Raw genomic sequence first — 15,971 nt, 5'->3', positions numbered from 1 at the left:
CTACGAAACCAAAAACCAAAAACAAAAACCAAATGAGTACGGCTATTAAAATTGCTTTGGTCGATGATGAAATTTTATTTCGGAAGGGAATTTCTTTTTTATTGCAAAGAGAACAGAATATCGAAATTGTTTTTGAAGCTTCAAATGGTGAAGAACTGATTTCAAGCTTGAATGAAGTTAAAAATAAACCTGATATTATTGTCATGGATTTGAAAATGCCCGTCCTGAATGGGGTGGAAGCAACCCGAATTATCAGAAATAATTTTCCAGAAATCAAAATTATTGCATTAACCAGTTATGATACAAAATCATTTATCACCAATATGATACATGTTGGTGCGGTTGCTTACTTAATAAAGAATACTACCCCAAAAGACCTAATTCATACCATAAATGAAGTCGCTAAAAAAGGTTTTTATTATAGCGATAACATCTTAAAGACAATGCAAGAGACGATAGTTTCTGTTAAAAATTGTAAAGGAAATTTAGAAACAGGTTTTTTATCGCCTCGCGAAATAGAAATTCTTCAACTGATATGCCTGCAAAAAACAACTTCTGAAATTGCAGAAGAACTTTTCTTAAGCCCCAGAACGGTAGAAGGACATCGCAATAATTTGTTGCTCAAAACCGATTCCAGAAATATTGCCGGTTTGGTAGTCTTTGCTATTCAGAATGAAATTGCAGTTTTGGCTATTTAAAAATAGTTTAGCTTGCAAGATATTGAATAGACAGTGCGTAATATAAAATAATCGTTAATACGAGAAAAAATAAACCTATTTTTTGTATTAGATTTAGACCTTCCGGTTGGTTATTGCTTTCATTGATTTTCATAACTAATAATTTCCGTGATTTATATTTGATTTCTTACTAAAAGTAAAATTACTTATAAAATATTTTTTTTTAGTAGGTATATTTACCTGTTTTTTAAAAATTTGCTTTTATTTTAAATAGTAGAATAATTTTTCAAATACGCGCGTAATTATTAAGAGTATGTTGTGTTATTTTTAGAGCTTACTTTATATCTTTACTTAAAATAGTTTTGTAATGAATAAGTTGCTGCTTTATATCCTTATTTTCTTTATTTCTGCAAATGCAAATGCCTCGTTTATTTTGCTTCCAATGGATGAAACTACTCAGCAAAATCATCTAAAAGCCTATGGTATAACCTATTGGTGTTTAAGCAAAGATTATAAAGCAAGTTGGTTGCTCAATTACCGTGGGGGCTCATTTTTGTTGCCTGATGTTGAGGAAATTCGTAAAGAATGTCAAATTCGTGGTGTGAGTTTCGAAATACTTTCAGATAATGAAGAGGCTTCTATTTTAGATGAAATTTCAAGTCCTTCGCAAAATATGGAGTCGGTTGTACTCGAAAAAGCACCCAAAATAGCTGTTTATACTCCCAAAGGGAAACAACCTTGGGATGATGCCGTGACATTGGTTTTGACTTATGCAGAAATTCCGTTTACACCTATTTATGATGAAGAAGTTTTAAGCGACCAACTACTACTTTATGATTGGCTGCATTTGCATCACGAAGATTTTACTGGGCAATACGGGAAATTTTTTGCTGCTTATAAAAATACGCCTTGGTATATTGATCAAAAAAGAGATTCTGAAGCTTTGGCGACTAAACTAGGATATCCAAAAGTGTCACAAGAAAAAGGTGCTGTAGCCAAAAAAATAAGAGATTTTGTTATCGGTGGAGGCTTTATGTTTGCAATGTGTTCTGCAACGGATAGCTTTGATATTGCACTTTCTGCAGACGGAGTTGATATTTGCGAAGCAATGTTTGATGGCGATGCCAGTGAACCTAATTATCAGTCGAAGTTGAATTTTGGTAATTCATTCGCTTTCAAAAATTTTACATTAGAACGCAGACCTGAGCAATATGAGTTTTCAGATATTGATATGACCACTAAAAGACGTGTACCACCAGATAAAGATTATTTTTCTTTGATGGAATTCTCAGCAAAATGGGATCCTATTCCCAGTATGTTATGCCAAAATCATACACAGTTGGTAAAAGGTTTTATGGGACAAACGACTTCTTTTGATTCGGCTCTAATAAAATCCAATGTTTTGGTCATGGGAACTTGTGAATTAAATGGCGAAGCTCGCTATATTCATGGAGAAAAAGGAAAAGGAATGTTTACTTTTTTTGGAGGTCATGATCCTGAAGATTTTCAGCATCAGGTGGGAGATCCGCCAACAGTGCTGGATTTACACCCAAATTCTCCCGGATATCGTTTGATTTTGAATAATGTTTTATTTCCAGCAGCCAGAAAGAAAAAACTTAAAACATAATTATTTTATAGAAAATTCAAACCAAACAGGAATGTGGTCTGATATTTTTCGAGCCTCTTTTAAGGTGTTGAATTTTGTATAGAACGAAACCACTCCGGAATTTATATAATTAATGCTATTTATGTTATAAAACATATTATCAAATTCAGATGCCAGACAATTATTTGTTTGGCATTTTTGCTTTAAAGATGTTTTTTGATTTTGTAAAACAGACGTATAGCCAGTTTTTTTTAAAGGATTGAATACAGAATGAGATTGAGGACAGTTGAAATCCCCCATAAAAAGTAGATTCAAATTAGGGTATTCCTGCGGCAAAAACTTAAAATATTTTATCTCAGTCTCTGGTTGTTTGCTTTTGGTTATGGCGTGAAAATTGACCAGTGTGATGTTTTTTTTGCCAATTTCAAAAGTTGCAAAATACGGCTCGCGATCAATTTCTAAATGGTATTTTTTTTCCAGCCAAGCGTCTTGTTTTAGTTTTGCTTTACTTGTTTTCCAGATAAAAGCATAACGTTCCGTTTTATAAGCGCTGCTGCTGGTGGGGTTACTAATGCTGTAATTCCATGAAGAACCTTTTGTGTTTAATATACTCGTAAGGTTTGCTACAGCTTGTGCGCCGCCATAACCCGCCACAACTTCCTGCAAGGCTATTATGTCGTAATTTTTTACTGTATTGGCGATAAATAATAACTCGGCAGTAGATCTTGACTTACCGAAATTTTCTAAATTCCAAGATATTATTTTAGTTCCAGAAAATAGGAGGGTATGTGATAGAAGTATAAAAAGTAATAGAAGGTTTCTCATATTGGCTTAAAAAGTTTCAAATATACTCAATTCAAAAAGCGAGTTTTACGGTTTTGTATTATTTCAAAAAATATGTTTTTTTGAGCGTTTGATTTTACACTATTTTAAAACTCTAACACAAAGAGTTTGCCATTTTAAAAGGTAACTAATTTTTAGATTTGTTTTACTTTCGATTCTTTAAATTTTGATTTGTATTTTAAAAAAAAAAAGCAAACCCTCCAAAATAGAGGGTTTACAAAAAAGAGTTTTTTTTGAAATTATGCAACTCTTAATCCTGTGGTAATGGCGAATCTGTTCCATGAATTGATGGTAATGATCATCAAAATGATTTCTGCTAAATATTTATCACTAAATAAACGCGCTGCATTTTCATATACTTCGTTCGAAACATGATTATTAATCATGGTGATTTCTTCAGTCAATGCAAAGATTGCTTTTTCTTCTTCGGTATAAATATCAGCTTCTCTCCATGCATTTGCCAGATAAATTCGCTGCTCTGTTTCGCCTTGTTTTCTAGCATCTGCAGTATGCATATTAATGCAAAATGCACATCCATTTAGTTGAGAAGCTCTAATCTTGATTAACTCTTTATGTGTTGGTGTTAATGAGGTAGTAGCAATGTATTTTTCTAAATTCATTAAGGCTTGATACGCTTCGTGTGCCACTGTTGGGATAACAATTCTTGTATTCATTTTGTTTGTTCTTTAAAGTTTGATACAAAGTTCCTGGAATATTTCTTCAAAAAACTTGAACTACTTCAAGAAACAATTATACCTTTCCAGCTCTGATTTTACTCATAAATTCTGCCGAAAAATCAAGATAGGAGGCAAGCATGTATTGGGGGACACGCTGTACAAAATCGGGATTGACATTTTTAAAATGACGATACCTTTCTTCTGCAGACATAGTAAACAGAAATTTGATGCGCATTTGAGAGGCCCCAAATGTTTTTTGAGAGATAATTCTAAAATACCTTTCGAGTTTCGGAATTTGAAGTAGCAATGATTCAAACGATTTTTTTTCAATTGCAATGACTTCTGTGTCTTCAATTGCTTGAATGTAAAAGTGTGACGGAACATGATTATGATAACTTAGATAGTCGGTAATCCACCAGTTTTCAATGGCAAATTGCAGTGTTTGTTCAGTTCCTTTAGTATTGATGATGTATTGTCGAAAACAGCCTTTGGTAACAAAATACATAGTATTAGCAATTTCTCCTTCTCTCAGAACATGTTCTTTCTTTTTAATTTTAGAAAGTATTAGAGAAGAGGCCAAAATAGCTTTTTCTGAAGGCTCTAAGGTTATAAATTTTTGAATGTGTTCAAGAAGTACGGCGTGCATGTTGAATTGAATTTATGATAAAGATAAATATAAAATCGGTTGAGGACTAATGCAGTTTGTAAAGGTTCCTAAAAGCAAAAACCCACTCGTCGAGACGAATGGGTTTTCTATGATAAGTAAGTAATCTAAATTGAGTTTATAAAACGTTTATTTTACTTTGTTAAGTATTGCTTTGAAAGCTTCAGGGTGATTCATTGCTAAATCTGCAAGAACTTTACGGTTCAATTCGATTCCGTTAGCTTTTACTTTCCCCATGAATTGAGAATAAGACATTCCTTCCAATCTAGCTCCAGCGTTGATACGTTGAATCCATAATGCACGGAAATTTCTTTTGTTTTGTTTTCTATCGCGGTAAGCGTAGCACATTGCTTTCTCTACTGCATTCTTAGCAACTGTCCAAACGTTTTTACGTCTACCAAAGAAACCTTTGGCTTGCTTCATTATTTTTTTTCTTCTTGCTCTTTTAGCAACTGAATTTACCGATCTTGGCATAATTTTAATGTGTTTTTGTAGCAGGCGTCCTGAATTAAATCAAAGGAACTTAAAAGCCATACTCCAAGGTTATATTTAAATATTTTTTAACCTAAAGATTATTAGTCAAAAGTTTTTAAAGTCGAATGTCGAAAGCCTTTGAGACTTTTGATTTTTCAACTTTTAAGACTTAATTAAATAATTCTTAATTGTTGTTTGATGCTTTTCATATCTGTAGAGTGAACTAGCGCTGAGTGTGTCAAAGCTAATTTACGTTTTTTAGATTTTTTAGTCAAGATGTGACTTTTAAAAGCATGCTTTCTTTTAATCTTTCCAGAACCAGTAACTTTAAAACGTTTCTTGGCGCTAGATTTTGTTTTCATTTTAGGCATTTTTCCTAGTGTTTTAATTTATTCTTACTTACTTATATTTTTGTTTCAAGTTTAATGTTTCAAGTTCACAACTGAACACTGATACTTAAAACTGAACACTATTTCTTTTTCTTCGGAGCAATGAACATAATCATTCTCTTTCCTTCCAAAACCGGCATAGCTTCTACTTTGCCATGTTCTTCTAAATCTGTAGCCAAACGTAATAATAAAATCTGTCCTTGATCTTTATAGATGATAGAACGTCCTTTAAAGAATACAAATGCTTTTAATTTAGCGCCTTCTTTAAGGAACTTTTCAGCATTTTTTCTTTTAAATTCGTAATCGTGCTCATCTGTTTGAGGACCAAATCTGATTTCCTTTACGACAACCTGAGATGACTTAGCTTTCAAAACCTTGTCACGTTTCTTTTGTTCGTAAACAAATTTCTTGTAATCCATGATTTTACAAACCGGTGGCTCAGCATTAGGAGAAATTTCTACTAAATCCAATTCGAACTGGTCTGCTAATCGCAAAGCTTCAGCAAGTTTAAATACACCGGGCTCGATGTTTTCACCTACTAGTCTTACTTCTTGTACACCACGAATAAGGTTGTTTATTCTGTGTGCATCTTTTTTTTCTACGCGAGGTTGATAACCTCTGTTGCTTCTTATTGCTATGACTTTATAATTTAAGTTAAACTGTAAAAACTTTTAATGTCTTTTTTATTTCTTCGTTTACAATTGCGACAAATTCTTCAATTGTAACTGTAATATTCCCTTTTCCTTCTTGTCCGTGACGACGAATAGAGATGGTTCCGTTTTTCTCCTCTTCCTCACCAACAATCAGCATAAATGGTGTTTTTTGCATTTCTGCATCTCTAATTTTCTTACCAATTGTCTCGCTTCGGTTGTCAATTAGGGCGCGAATTTCGTGATTTTCTAGCAAATCTAAAACTTTTTTAGCATATATTTCATATTTCTCGCTCAAAGACAAGATTATAGCCTGTTCCGGCATCAGCCAAAGCGGGAAATTTCCTGCAGTATGTTCTAGTAAAATTGCGATAAATCGCTCCATAGATCCAAAAGGAGCTCTATGAATCATAACCGGGCGATGTAATTCATTATCAGCACCTTTGTAAGTCAAATCAAAACGTTCAGGAAGGTTGTAATCTACCTGAATTGTTCCTAATTGCCATTGTCTGCCCAAGGCATCTTTTACCATAAAGTCAAGCTTCGGGCCATAAAAAGCAGCCTCGCCATATTCTACTACTGTATTCAATCCTTTATCAGCTGCTGCATTGATAATTGCATTTTCAGCTTTCTCCCAATTTTCATCTGTACCAATATATTTATCTCTATTCTCTTTATCTCTTAATGAGATTTGAGCAGTAAAATTCTCAAAACCTAACGAACCAAATACATACAATACTAAGTCGATTACTTTTTTAAATTCTTCATCCAATTGTTCCGGAGTACAAAAAATGTGCGCATCATCCTGAGTAAACCCTCTTACACGTGTCAAACCGTGCAATTCTCCAGATTGCTCATATCTATATACAGTACCAAATTCAGCATAACGCTTTGGTAAATCTTTATATGACCAAGGTCTTACATTGTATATCTCACAGTGATGAGGACAGTTCATCGGCTTTAATAAAAACTCTTCGCCTTCCGCTGGTGTATTAATCGGCTGGAAGCTATCTGCACCATATTTAGCATAATGTCCTGAAGTTACATAAAGTTCTTTCTGACCAATATGTGGAGTAACTACTTGCTCGTAACCTGCTTTCTTTTGAGCTTTCTTTAAAAATTGCTCTAAACGATCTCTTAACGCAGCACCTTTAGGTAACCATAAAGGTAAGCCTTGTCCAACTTTCTGCGAGAAAGCAAACAATTCAAGTTCTTTACCTAATTTTCTGTGATCACGGCGTTTTGCCTCTTCAAGGAGTTCCAGATATTCAGTCAAGTCTTTTTGTTTAGGAAAAGAAGTTCCGTAAACACGAGTCAATTGCTTGTTTTTCTCGTCACCTCTCCAATAAGCACCGGCTACGCTCATGATTTTTACCGCTTTGATAATTCCGGTATTCGGAATATGTCCGCCACGACATAAGTCAGTAAAAGTAGCATGATCGCAAAAAGTAATCGTTCCGTCTTCAAGATTCGAAATCAATTCTGTCTTGTAAACGTTATCTTTATATAATTCCAATGCTGCTGCTTTTGTAACAGGGCGCATCTTAAATTCGTGTTTCTCTCTCGAAATTTCTAAAATACGATCTTCAATTTTTTTAAAATCAGCTTCTGTGATTTTTTCTCCTTCAAAATCCACATCATAATAAAATCCATTTGCAATCGCTGGACCAAGAGTTAACTTTGCTCCGGGATAAAGTTCTTCAAGAACTTGAGCCATCACATGCGAAGTCGAATGCCAGAAAGCTTTTTTTCCCTCAGCATCATTCCAAGTATATAAAACAAGACTACCGTCGGTCGTCAATGGAGTTTCGGTTTCTATAGTTGTACCATTAAAAGCTGCCGAAATCACGTTTCTAGCAAATCCTTCACTAATGCTTTTAGCAACCTCCATCGGAGTTACGCCTGAAGCAAACTCTCTAATCGACCCATCGGGTAAAGTAATCTTAATCATTGTTTATAATTTTGTGAATGCAAATATAGCGCATTACAAAAATACATACAATATATAAGTACAAGTTTATACATATATATAAAGGAGCGTTTTCAAAACAGCTAAAGTGATGCTGTATCAATTCTAAATCATTACCTTTTAATATATGGTTGTTTTATTTTGAGTATAGTTAGTAGCTATTTCCTGCTCTTCGTTCCAATCTTTTGTGCCGAACCCCGGCACAAAAGGATTTCCACTTCTATCAGGGCTAGGGGTTGTTGTTTTCATAGGAAGAGATGTATCTATAACATATAAGGAACATGGCACCTTAATAAGAATCACCCATCTGATAGGTATTAAATACATTTGTGTGTTTAAAAAAGAAGATTTAAGAATGGTGCAGTTATCTTAAAAAAGGAGTATCACATCTAAAAACTCCCTAAAACGGGGGTTTTTTGGATAGAACTAATTAGGACAAAGGTAATCTATACCAGAAAATTCTTACAAATGCTAAAAAGGCATAAAAGCTAAGTTTGCTGTTATCAGAAAGTTAAGAAAAAGTTTTAAAAAAGGTTTAAAATATGTAACAAAAAGTCTTGTAAATGTAAATAAAGGGACTACTTTTGCACCCGCAACAGCGATAGACGTTCACTGAAATACTGACAAGTTGAGATAATCAAAAGAAAATTTATTTTCAAAAAAGATTGTAAAAAGCTTGTGAGATTTGAAAACAGATGTTACATTTGCACCCCGCAAAACACGGAAAGTTCATTGATAGATTGGTAAGGTTGAGAAGTGAAAAAGGAAATAAATTTTCTTAAAAAAAAACTTCAAAAACATTTGCCAGTTAAAAATAATTTTCTACTTTTGCACCCGCTTTGAGAAACAACGATAAGCGTAAAAGAATAAATAAATACACGTTCGTAGACATATTGAATTGACAGCCGTTTTAACAGAGATGTTAGAGCAAAAGAATAAGAGTAATGGAATCGAGAGATTCGAGAATAACCACTAGAGAAAGCATCATTATAAATAGCTTAAGTAATTAAGCACACAATATACGATGAAGAGTTTGATCCTGGCTCAGGATGAACGCTAGCGGCAGGCTTAACACATGCAAGTCGAGGGGTATAGTTCTTCGGAACTAGAGACCGGCGCACGGGTGCGTAACGCGTATGCAATCTACCTTTTACAGAGGGATAGCCCAGAGAAATTTGGATTAATACCTCATAGTATTACGACTCGGCATCGAGATGTAATTAAAGTCACAACGGTAAAAGATGAGCATGCGTCCCATTAGCTAGTTGGTAAGGTAACGGCTTACCAAGGCTACGATGGGTAGGGGTCCTGAGAGGGAGATCCCCCACACTGGTACTGAGACACGGACCAGACTCCTACGGGAGGCAGCAGTGAGGAATATTGGACAATGGGCGCAAGCCTGATCCAGCCATGCCGCGTGCAGGATGACGGTCCTATGGATTGTAAACTGCTTTTATACGAGAAGAAACACTACTTCGTGAAGTAGCTTGACGGTATCGTAAGAATAAGGATCGGCTAACTCCGTGCCAGCAGCCGCGGTAATACGGAGGATCCAAGCGTTATCCGGAATCATTGGGTTTAAAGGGTCCGTAGGCGGTTTAGTAAGTCAGTGGTGAAAGCCCATCGCTCAACGGTGGAACGGCCATTGATACTGCTAAACTTGAATTATTAGGAAGTAACTAGAATATGTAGTGTAGCGGTGAAATGCTTAGAGATTACATGGAATACCAATTGCGAAGGCAGGTTACTACTAATGGATTGACGCTGATGGACGAAAGCGTGGGTAGCGAACAGGATTAGATACCCTGGTAGTCCACGCCGTAAACGATGGATACTAGCTGTTGGAAGCAATTTCAGTGGCTAAGCGAAAGTGATAAGTATCCCACCTGGGGAGTACGTTCGCAAGAATGAAACTCAAAGGAATTGACGGGGGCCCGCACAAGCGGTGGAGCATGTGGTTTAATTCGATGATACGCGAGGAACCTTACCAAGGCTTAAATGTAGTTTGACCGTTTTGGAAACAGAACTTTCGCAAGACAAATTACAAGGTGCTGCATGGTTGTCGTCAGCTCGTGCCGTGAGGTGTCAGGTTAAGTCCTATAACGAGCGCAACCCCTGTTGTTAGTTGCCAGCGAGTCATGTCGGGAACTCTAACAAGACTGCCAGTGCAAACTGTGAGGAAGGTGGGGATGACGTCAAATCATCACGGCCCTTACGCCTTGGGCTACACACGTGCTACAATGGCCGGTACAGAGAGCAGCCACTGGGCGACCAGGAGCGAATCTATAAAACCGGTCACAGTTCGGATCGGAGTCTGCAACTCGACTCCGTGAAGCTGGAATCGCTAGTAATCGGATATCAGCCATGATCCGGTGAATACGTTCCCGGGCCTTGTACACACCGCCCGTCAAGCCATGGAAGCTGGGGGTGCCTGAAGTCGGTGACCGCAAGGAGCTGCCTAGGGTAAAACTGGTAACTAGGGCTAAGTCGTAACAAGGTAGCCGTACCGGAAGGTGCGGCTGGAACACCTCCTTTCTAGAGCCTGAGTGTTAGCACTAGTGCACGCTTAGGAAAAAAGATGTGGATCTTTTGGATATGAATTTTAAAATTCGATTACTCTTGCTGTTAGTTCAAATAATAAATTTTAAGTAAAACAGAGTCTCGTAGCTCAGCTGGTTAGAGTACTACACTGATAATGTAGGGGTCGGCAGTTCGAGTCTGCCCGGGACTACTATTTAACTTAAAAAAAGGAAATTCTAGAAGTTGGAATTCACCAAAAGAAATTAGAGAAGAATTAGAAATCTAAAATCTGAATTCTACAATCTAAGATTGCAAAATGGGGGATTAGCTCAGCTGGCTAGAGCGCCTGCCTTGCACGCAGGAGGTCAACGGTTCGACTCCGTTATTCTCCACAAGAAGTACAAAGATAGTAGTACAAAGTATCAAGATTAGTCTTAATACTTAATACAAGAATCTTACATACTTATTAAAGTTCATTGACATATTGAGATAAGAAAATAATAAAAAGTAGAAAGCGTTTTTTATTATAAGTAGCAATACAAATAATAAAAGACAAAAAAAAACGGTCATAATTGATTTTATGATTGGTACAATAAGCAAAATAAGGGCGTATGGGGGATGCCTTGGCTCTCAGAGGCGATGAAGGGCGTGATAAGCTGCGAAAAGCTACGGGGATCGGCACACACGACTTGATCCGTAGATACCCGAATGGGGCAACCCACTATGTTGAAGACATAGTACACCGATAGGTGGGCAAACCCGCTGAACTGAAACATCTAAGTAGGCGGAGGAGAAGAAAACAAAAGTGATTCCGTAAGTAGTGGCGAGCGAACGCGGATTAGCCCAAACCAATGATGTTACGGCATTGTTGGGGTTGTAGGACCACGAGATTTTATGTACAAGGAACCGGAAGTTACTGGAAAGTGACACCATAGAGGGTGATAGTCCCGTATGGGTAACGAGTATAATAGATAGTGGTATCCTGAGTAGGGCGGGGCACGTGAAACCCTGTCTGAATTTGGCGGGACCATCCGCTAAGGCTAAATACTCCTGAGAGACCGATAGTGAACCAGTACCGTGAGGGAAAGGTGAAAAGAACCGTGAATAACGGAGTGAAATAGATCCTGAAACCATACGCTTACAAGCGGTCGGAGCCCTTTCGTGGGGTGACGGCGTGCCTTTTGCATAATGAGCCTACGAGTTAACGTTGCTGGCAAGGTTAAGTGGTTAAGCCACGGATCCGTAGCGAAAGCGAGTCTGAATAGGGCGCTTTAGTCAGTAGTGTTAGACGCGAAACCGTGTGATCTACCCATGGGCAGGATGAAGCTGTGGTAACACACAGTGGAGGTCCGAACCGGTTGACGTTGAAAAGTCTTCGGATGACCTGTGGGTAGGGGTGAAAGGCCAATCAAACTCGGAAATAGCTCGTACTCCCCGAAATGCATTTAGGTGCAGCGCTGAGCGTAAAATTATATAGAGGTAGAGCTACTGATTGGATGCGGGGGCTTCACCGCCTACCAATTCCTGACAAACTCCGAATGCTATATAATGTTTCTCAGCAGTGAGGGCTTGGGTGCTAAGGTCCAAGTCCGAGAGGGAAAGAACCCAGACCATCAGCTAAGGTCCCCAAATATATACTAAGTTGAAAGAACGAGGTTTGTCTGCCCAGACAGCTAGGATGTTGGCTTGGAAGCAGCCATTCATTTAAAGAGTGCGTAACAGCTCACTAGTCGAGCGGACGAGCATGGATAATAATCGGGCATAAGTATATTACCGAAGCTATGGATTTAGAGTTTACTCTAAGTGGTAGGGGAGCATTCTAACAGGGTTGAAGGTGTATCGTAAGGTATGCTGGACTGGTTAGAAAAGAAAATGTAGGCATAAGTAACGATAATGCGGGCGAGAAACCCGCACACCGAAAAACTAAGGTTTCCACAGCTATGCTAATCAGCTGTGGGTTAGTCTGGTCCTAAGGCGAACCCGAAAGGGACAGTCGATGGCTAACGGGTTAATATTCCCGTACTACTAATTACTGTGATGGGGTGACGGAGTGATGAAAGCGCCGCGAACTGACGGAATAGTTCGTTGAAGTACCTACCTATAAGATCTGCAGGCAAATCCACAGATTTTGGGGAAATACGATAGTACTCGGCGTCTTCGGACAAAGAGATAGTGCGCCTAAGGGCTTCCAAGAAAAACCTCTAAACTTCAGGTAATTAGTACCAGTACCGTAAACCGACACAGGTAGTTGAGGAGAGAATCCTAAGGTGCTCGAGAGATTCATGGCTAAGGAATTAGGCAAAATAGACCTGTAACTTCGGGAGAAAGGTCGCCAGCGCAAGCTGGCCGCAGTGAAGAGGTCCAGGCGACTGTTTATCAAAAACACAGGGCTCTGCAAAATCGTAAGATGAAGTATAGGGCCTGACACCTGCCCGGTGCTGGAAGGTTAAGAGGAGATGTTATCTTCGGAGAAGCATTGAATTGAAGCCCCAGTAAACGGCGGCCGTAACTATAACGGTCCTAAGGTAGCGAAATTCCTTGTCGGGTAAGTTCCGACCTGCACGAATGGTGTAACGATCTGGACACTGTCTCAGCCATGAGCTCGGTGAAATTGTAGTAACGGTGAAGATGCCGTTTACCCGCAGTGGGACGAAAAGACCCTGTGCACCTTTACTATAGCTTAGTATTGACCTTGGATAAATGATGTGTAGGATAGGTTGGAGACTGTGAAGTGGCGTCGCTAGGCGTTGTGGAGTCATTGTTGAAATACAACCCTTTGTTTATCTGAGGCCTAACCCCGCGATTGCGGGGGACATTGCTTGGTGGGTAGTTTGACTGGGGTGGTCGCCTCCAAAAGAGTAACGGAGGCTTCTAAAGGTTCCCTCAGTACGCTTGGTAACCGTGCGTAGAGTGCAATGGCATAAGGGAGCTTGACTGAGAGACATACAGGTCGATCAGGTACGAAAGTAGAGCATAGTGATCCGGTGGTTCCGCATGGAAGGGCCATCGCTCAAAGGATAAAAGGTACGCCGGGGATAACAGGCTGATCTCCCCCAAGAGCTCATATCGACGGGGGGGTTTGGCACCTCGATGTCGGCTCGTCACATCCTGGGGCTGGAGAAGGTCCCAAGGGTTGGGCTGTTCGCCCATTAAAGTGGCACGCGAGCTGGGTTCAGAACGTCGTGAGACAGTTCGGTCTCTATCTACTGTGGGCGCAAGAAATTTGAGTGGATCTGATTCTAGTACGAGAGGACCGAATTGGACAAACCTCTAGTGTATCTGTTGTTCCGCCAGGAGCATCGCAGAGTAGCTACGTTTGGAAGGGATAAGCGCTGAAAGCATATAAGCGCGAAACCCACCACAAGATGAGATTTCTTTTAAGGATCGTGGGAGATGACCACGTTGATAGGCTATAGATGTAAAGGCAGTAATGTCATAGTCGAGTAGTACTAATAATCCGTAAGCTTATGTACACCCTTTTCCCGAGCCGCAAGGCTCGGGGAGAAACTTTCTAAATCAATACTTTTTTCTTTATCTCAGTATGTTAAGATATTTGCTCGACGCAGAGCAGTCTTAAAGACGAAAGTCAAAATTCTTAAAGTGAAATACTTTAGACTTTATGACCTTAGACTTTAGACTAACAACCTTAAGGTGGTTATTGCGGCGGGGCTCACCTCTTCCCATCCCGAACAGAGTAGTTAAGCCCGCCTGCGCAGATGGTACTGCAGTTATGTGGGAGAGTATGTCGTCGCCTTTCTTTTTAAAACCCCTGTTTCAATCGAAACAGGGGTTTTTTGTTTATAAAATGTCTAGACCTGAAATAGCGATACACAAAAAAAGTATCCTATGGAATCATTACAAGAAAGATGTTATTTAAAACGTACGCAAAAGGACTACAGCATGTCTTTAAAATTAGAAATCGTTCAAGAAATAGAACAAGGACAGCTTACCGTGGATCAAGACGAAAACCTGTGGAGTGATAAAAATTATGCATAAATAGTAGTGAGTCTAAAAAGGAAGTATTCTATATTTCTAACACCTCTGAATTTTGCTCTGAATGCTTTTATTTTAGCATTGAATGATTCTGCAGAAGCATTAGTACTTCTGTTGTCAAAATAGTTCAATATCGTTTGATAATGATTCATAATGGTACGAGAGATTGTACCGAAAGACTTAAACCCGGATTGATTTACTTTTTCATGCCATTTGGCCAATTTTGCAAAACCAATGATTTTATCTTTTGTATTCTCGAAGATACCACGAAGCTCTTGAGTTAGATTGTATCCTTTTTGAATATCAGGATACAATTAACAACTTAAGGATGTCGATAAAAGAATCTTGCATTAGGGTATAATTTGAAAATACAAATATCCAGATTTTAATATTTCCCCACAACAATATGCTTTGATCCTATATACTGGATCAGTTACAAAAGTTGGCAGCTAAGCAAAAAGATTAGATATTCTCAATAAGAAGAAGTCTCTATTTCTTACTGTTGTAAATTGAGATATAAATGCTTTAACTTAGAATGTTAATTGAAAGCGGATATAATTTTCTGTTACAGAGACAATTTTTATTATATTCTATTCATTATTCTTTTTTACTTTCAAGCTGTACCTTAAATTTGCCGTAGAAAGGATTGTCAGCCATTAGTGAACGTCCAATTATTATGATATAATTTCCATTTTGCTTAAGATCAATTTGCAAATCCATTCCAAATGGCCCTTCTGATGTTTTATCAGGAAAAATAATTTGGTTAAAGCGGATGTTTCCTTTTCCTGTAGTTGGAATAAGCTTAGCGTTCAATATTCCTAACTCTTTATTTTTAAATCTGACGTATATTCTTGGATGCAAGGAATCTAATAAACTCTCGGCTATCAATAATCCCTTTTCATCCATAAAATTCATAAAGATAGTATCTCCTATTTGTTTATTTACTTCTTTCTTTTTCTTTGTAGTAATTCCATCAGAGTTATTGACTCTCGCTTTGTTTTTTTCTTTTTGCTGGCATGAAAAGCATATAATTGATATTAAAAGGATTAAATAATTTTTCATTTTTTTATATAGTTTTATTCAAAGTTAGTTCATTTGTAAAAATGATTTGTTACATGATATCAATTAAGAACTATTGAATTTAGAACAAGTTTGAATAAAAAAAAAAGACTGAAGACTAGTATTTCCTATAGTGATTAGATTAAAATTTTATGTAAGCGCTGTATAAAAGATTTTTAAGTAGTTGTTTCGTATCGACTATAAAAAACACCTCAAGAAATTAAGTAGTTTTTCATGTCTTTTTTTTGCCTACTCAAAGTTGCGTTAGGGATGGTAGCGGCATCCTTTTGCTTTTTTCTTTAAAAAGCAAAAGATACAGCGGACAGCCCGACCCGGAGGGAAACGCACTAATGTTGTGGATAAATGAACGACTCCATTTTGAAAAAATCATTTGTTAAACTAGTTATATTTTTTCAAGAAGTGCATACTGTATGTTTGCATAAATCTTAA

12 protein-coding genes, 2 tRNA genes and 3 rRNA genes are annotated in these 15,971 nt (G+C 37.8%); 8 read left to right on the top strand and 9 right to left on the bottom strand.

From position 1 onward, the window contains the following. Positions 1 to 32 precede the first annotated feature (32 nt). Both LNP22_RS00235 and LNP22_RS00230 read left to right on the top strand, forming a co-directional pair. The gene (locus LNP22_RS00235) at positions 33 to 698 is read left to right on the top strand and encodes a response regulator transcription factor (RefSeq protein ID WP_229974789.1); all 666 of its coding nucleotides are present in this window, start codon (positions 33 to 35) and stop codon (positions 696 to 698) included. A gap of 346 nt (positions 699 to 1,044) precedes the next feature. Beyond that, the gene (locus LNP22_RS00230; protein ID WP_210666771.1) at positions 1,045 to 2,304 is read left to right on the top strand and encodes an asparagine synthetase B; all 1,260 of its coding nucleotides are present in this window, start codon (positions 1,045 to 1,047) and stop codon (positions 2,302 to 2,304) included. On the opposite strand, the gene LNP22_RS00225 is transcribed toward LNP22_RS00230, so the two are convergent. The 7 genes from LNP22_RS00225 to thrS all read right to left on the bottom strand — a co-directional run bounded on the left by LNP22_RS00225 (position 2,305) and on the right by thrS (position 7,931). Beyond that, positions 2,305 to 3,108 carry an endonuclease/exonuclease/phosphatase family protein gene (locus LNP22_RS00225; protein ID WP_229974788.1) on the bottom strand — a complete coding sequence of 268 codons (804 nt, stop codon included), beginning with the start codon at positions 3,106 to 3,108 and terminating at the stop codon, positions 2,305 to 2,307. 257 nt (positions 3,109 to 3,365) lie between these two features. Continuing rightward, positions 3,366 to 3,800 (bottom strand): carboxymuconolactone decarboxylase family protein, encoded by a 435-nt coding sequence (locus LNP22_RS00220; RefSeq protein ID WP_229974787.1) that lies wholly within the window; start codon positions 3,798 to 3,800, stop codon positions 3,366 to 3,368. Between the two features lie 76 nt (positions 3,801 to 3,876). Beyond that, positions 3,877 to 4,449: a Crp/Fnr family transcriptional regulator gene (locus LNP22_RS00215; protein ID WP_229974786.1), complete on the bottom strand. Its 573-nt coding sequence runs from the start codon at positions 4,447 to 4,449 to the stop codon at positions 3,877 to 3,879. Positions 4,450 to 4,596: 147 nt separating this feature from the next. Next, positions 4,597 to 4,941 (bottom strand): 50S ribosomal protein L20, encoded by a 345-nt coding sequence (gene rplT / locus LNP22_RS00210; RefSeq protein ID WP_007810721.1) that lies wholly within the window; start codon positions 4,939 to 4,941, stop codon positions 4,597 to 4,599. A 173-nt stretch (positions 4,942 to 5,114) separates the two neighbouring features. Further along, complete coding sequence (gene rpmI / locus LNP22_RS00205) at positions 5,115 to 5,312, bottom strand: 50S ribosomal protein L35 (RefSeq protein WP_007810722.1); 198 nt, start codon at positions 5,310 to 5,312, stop codon at positions 5,115 to 5,117. Positions 5,313 to 5,410: 98 nt separating this feature from the next. Next, positions 5,411 to 5,962: a translation initiation factor IF-3 gene (infC, locus tag LNP22_RS00200; protein ID WP_160376746.1), complete on the bottom strand. Its 552-nt coding sequence runs from the start codon at positions 5,960 to 5,962 to the stop codon at positions 5,411 to 5,413. 22 nt (positions 5,963 to 5,984) lie between these two features. Further along, complete coding sequence (gene thrS / locus LNP22_RS00195; RefSeq protein WP_229974785.1) at positions 5,985 to 7,931, bottom strand: threonine--tRNA ligase; 1,947 nt, start codon at positions 7,929 to 7,931, stop codon at positions 5,985 to 5,987. A gap of 1,039 nt (positions 7,932 to 8,970) precedes the next feature. Here thrS and LNP22_RS00190 point away from each other — a divergent pair. From LNP22_RS00190 to LNP22_RS00165, 6 genes are all read left to right on the top strand, one after another. Then, positions 8,971 to 10,484: ribosomal RNA gene (locus LNP22_RS00190) — 16S ribosomal RNA — on the top strand. A gap of 122 nt (positions 10,485 to 10,606) precedes the next feature. Further along, positions 10,607 to 10,680, top strand: a tRNA-Ile gene (locus LNP22_RS00185). Positions 10,681 to 10,787: 107 nt separating this feature from the next. Continuing rightward, positions 10,788 to 10,861: transfer RNA gene (locus LNP22_RS00180), tRNA-Ala, on the top strand. Between the two features lie 198 nt (positions 10,862 to 11,059). Next, a 23S ribosomal RNA gene (locus tag LNP22_RS00175) occupies positions 11,060 to 13,942 on the top strand. A 174-nt stretch (positions 13,943 to 14,116) separates the two neighbouring features. Beyond that, a 5S ribosomal RNA gene (rrf, locus tag LNP22_RS00170) occupies positions 14,117 to 14,226 on the top strand. The 16S, 23S and 5S rRNA genes sit together here with 2 tRNA genes alongside, the layout of an rRNA operon. Before the next feature lie 89 nt (positions 14,227 to 14,315). Beyond that, the gene (locus LNP22_RS00165; RefSeq protein WP_229974784.1) at positions 14,316 to 14,465 is read left to right on the top strand and encodes a hypothetical protein; all 150 of its coding nucleotides are present in this window, start codon (positions 14,316 to 14,318) and stop codon (positions 14,463 to 14,465) included. Here the strand turns inward: LNP22_RS00165 and LNP22_RS00160 are convergent. Both LNP22_RS00160 and LNP22_RS00155 read right to left on the bottom strand, forming a co-directional pair. Continuing rightward, positions 14,456 to 14,776, bottom strand: a complete 321-nt coding sequence (locus LNP22_RS00160) for a transposase (RefSeq protein ID WP_229974783.1) — start codon at positions 14,774 to 14,776, stop codon at positions 14,456 to 14,458. The genes LNP22_RS00165 and LNP22_RS00160 overlap by 10 nt on opposite strands. 283 nt (positions 14,777 to 15,059) lie before the next feature. Continuing rightward, positions 15,060 to 15,524 (bottom strand): hypothetical protein, encoded by a 465-nt coding sequence (locus tag LNP22_RS00155; RefSeq protein WP_229974782.1) that lies wholly within the window; start codon positions 15,522 to 15,524, stop codon positions 15,060 to 15,062. Positions 15,525 to 15,971 lie beyond the last annotated feature (447 nt).

This window comes from Flavobacterium flavipigmentatum, assembly GCF_020911905.1.
Lineage (GTDB): Bacteria > Bacteroidota > Bacteroidia > Flavobacteriales > Flavobacteriaceae > Flavobacterium > Flavobacterium flavipigmentatum.
Note: the sequence above shows the minus strand (reverse complement) of the source record. Positions and strands in the feature narration are given on the sequence as shown.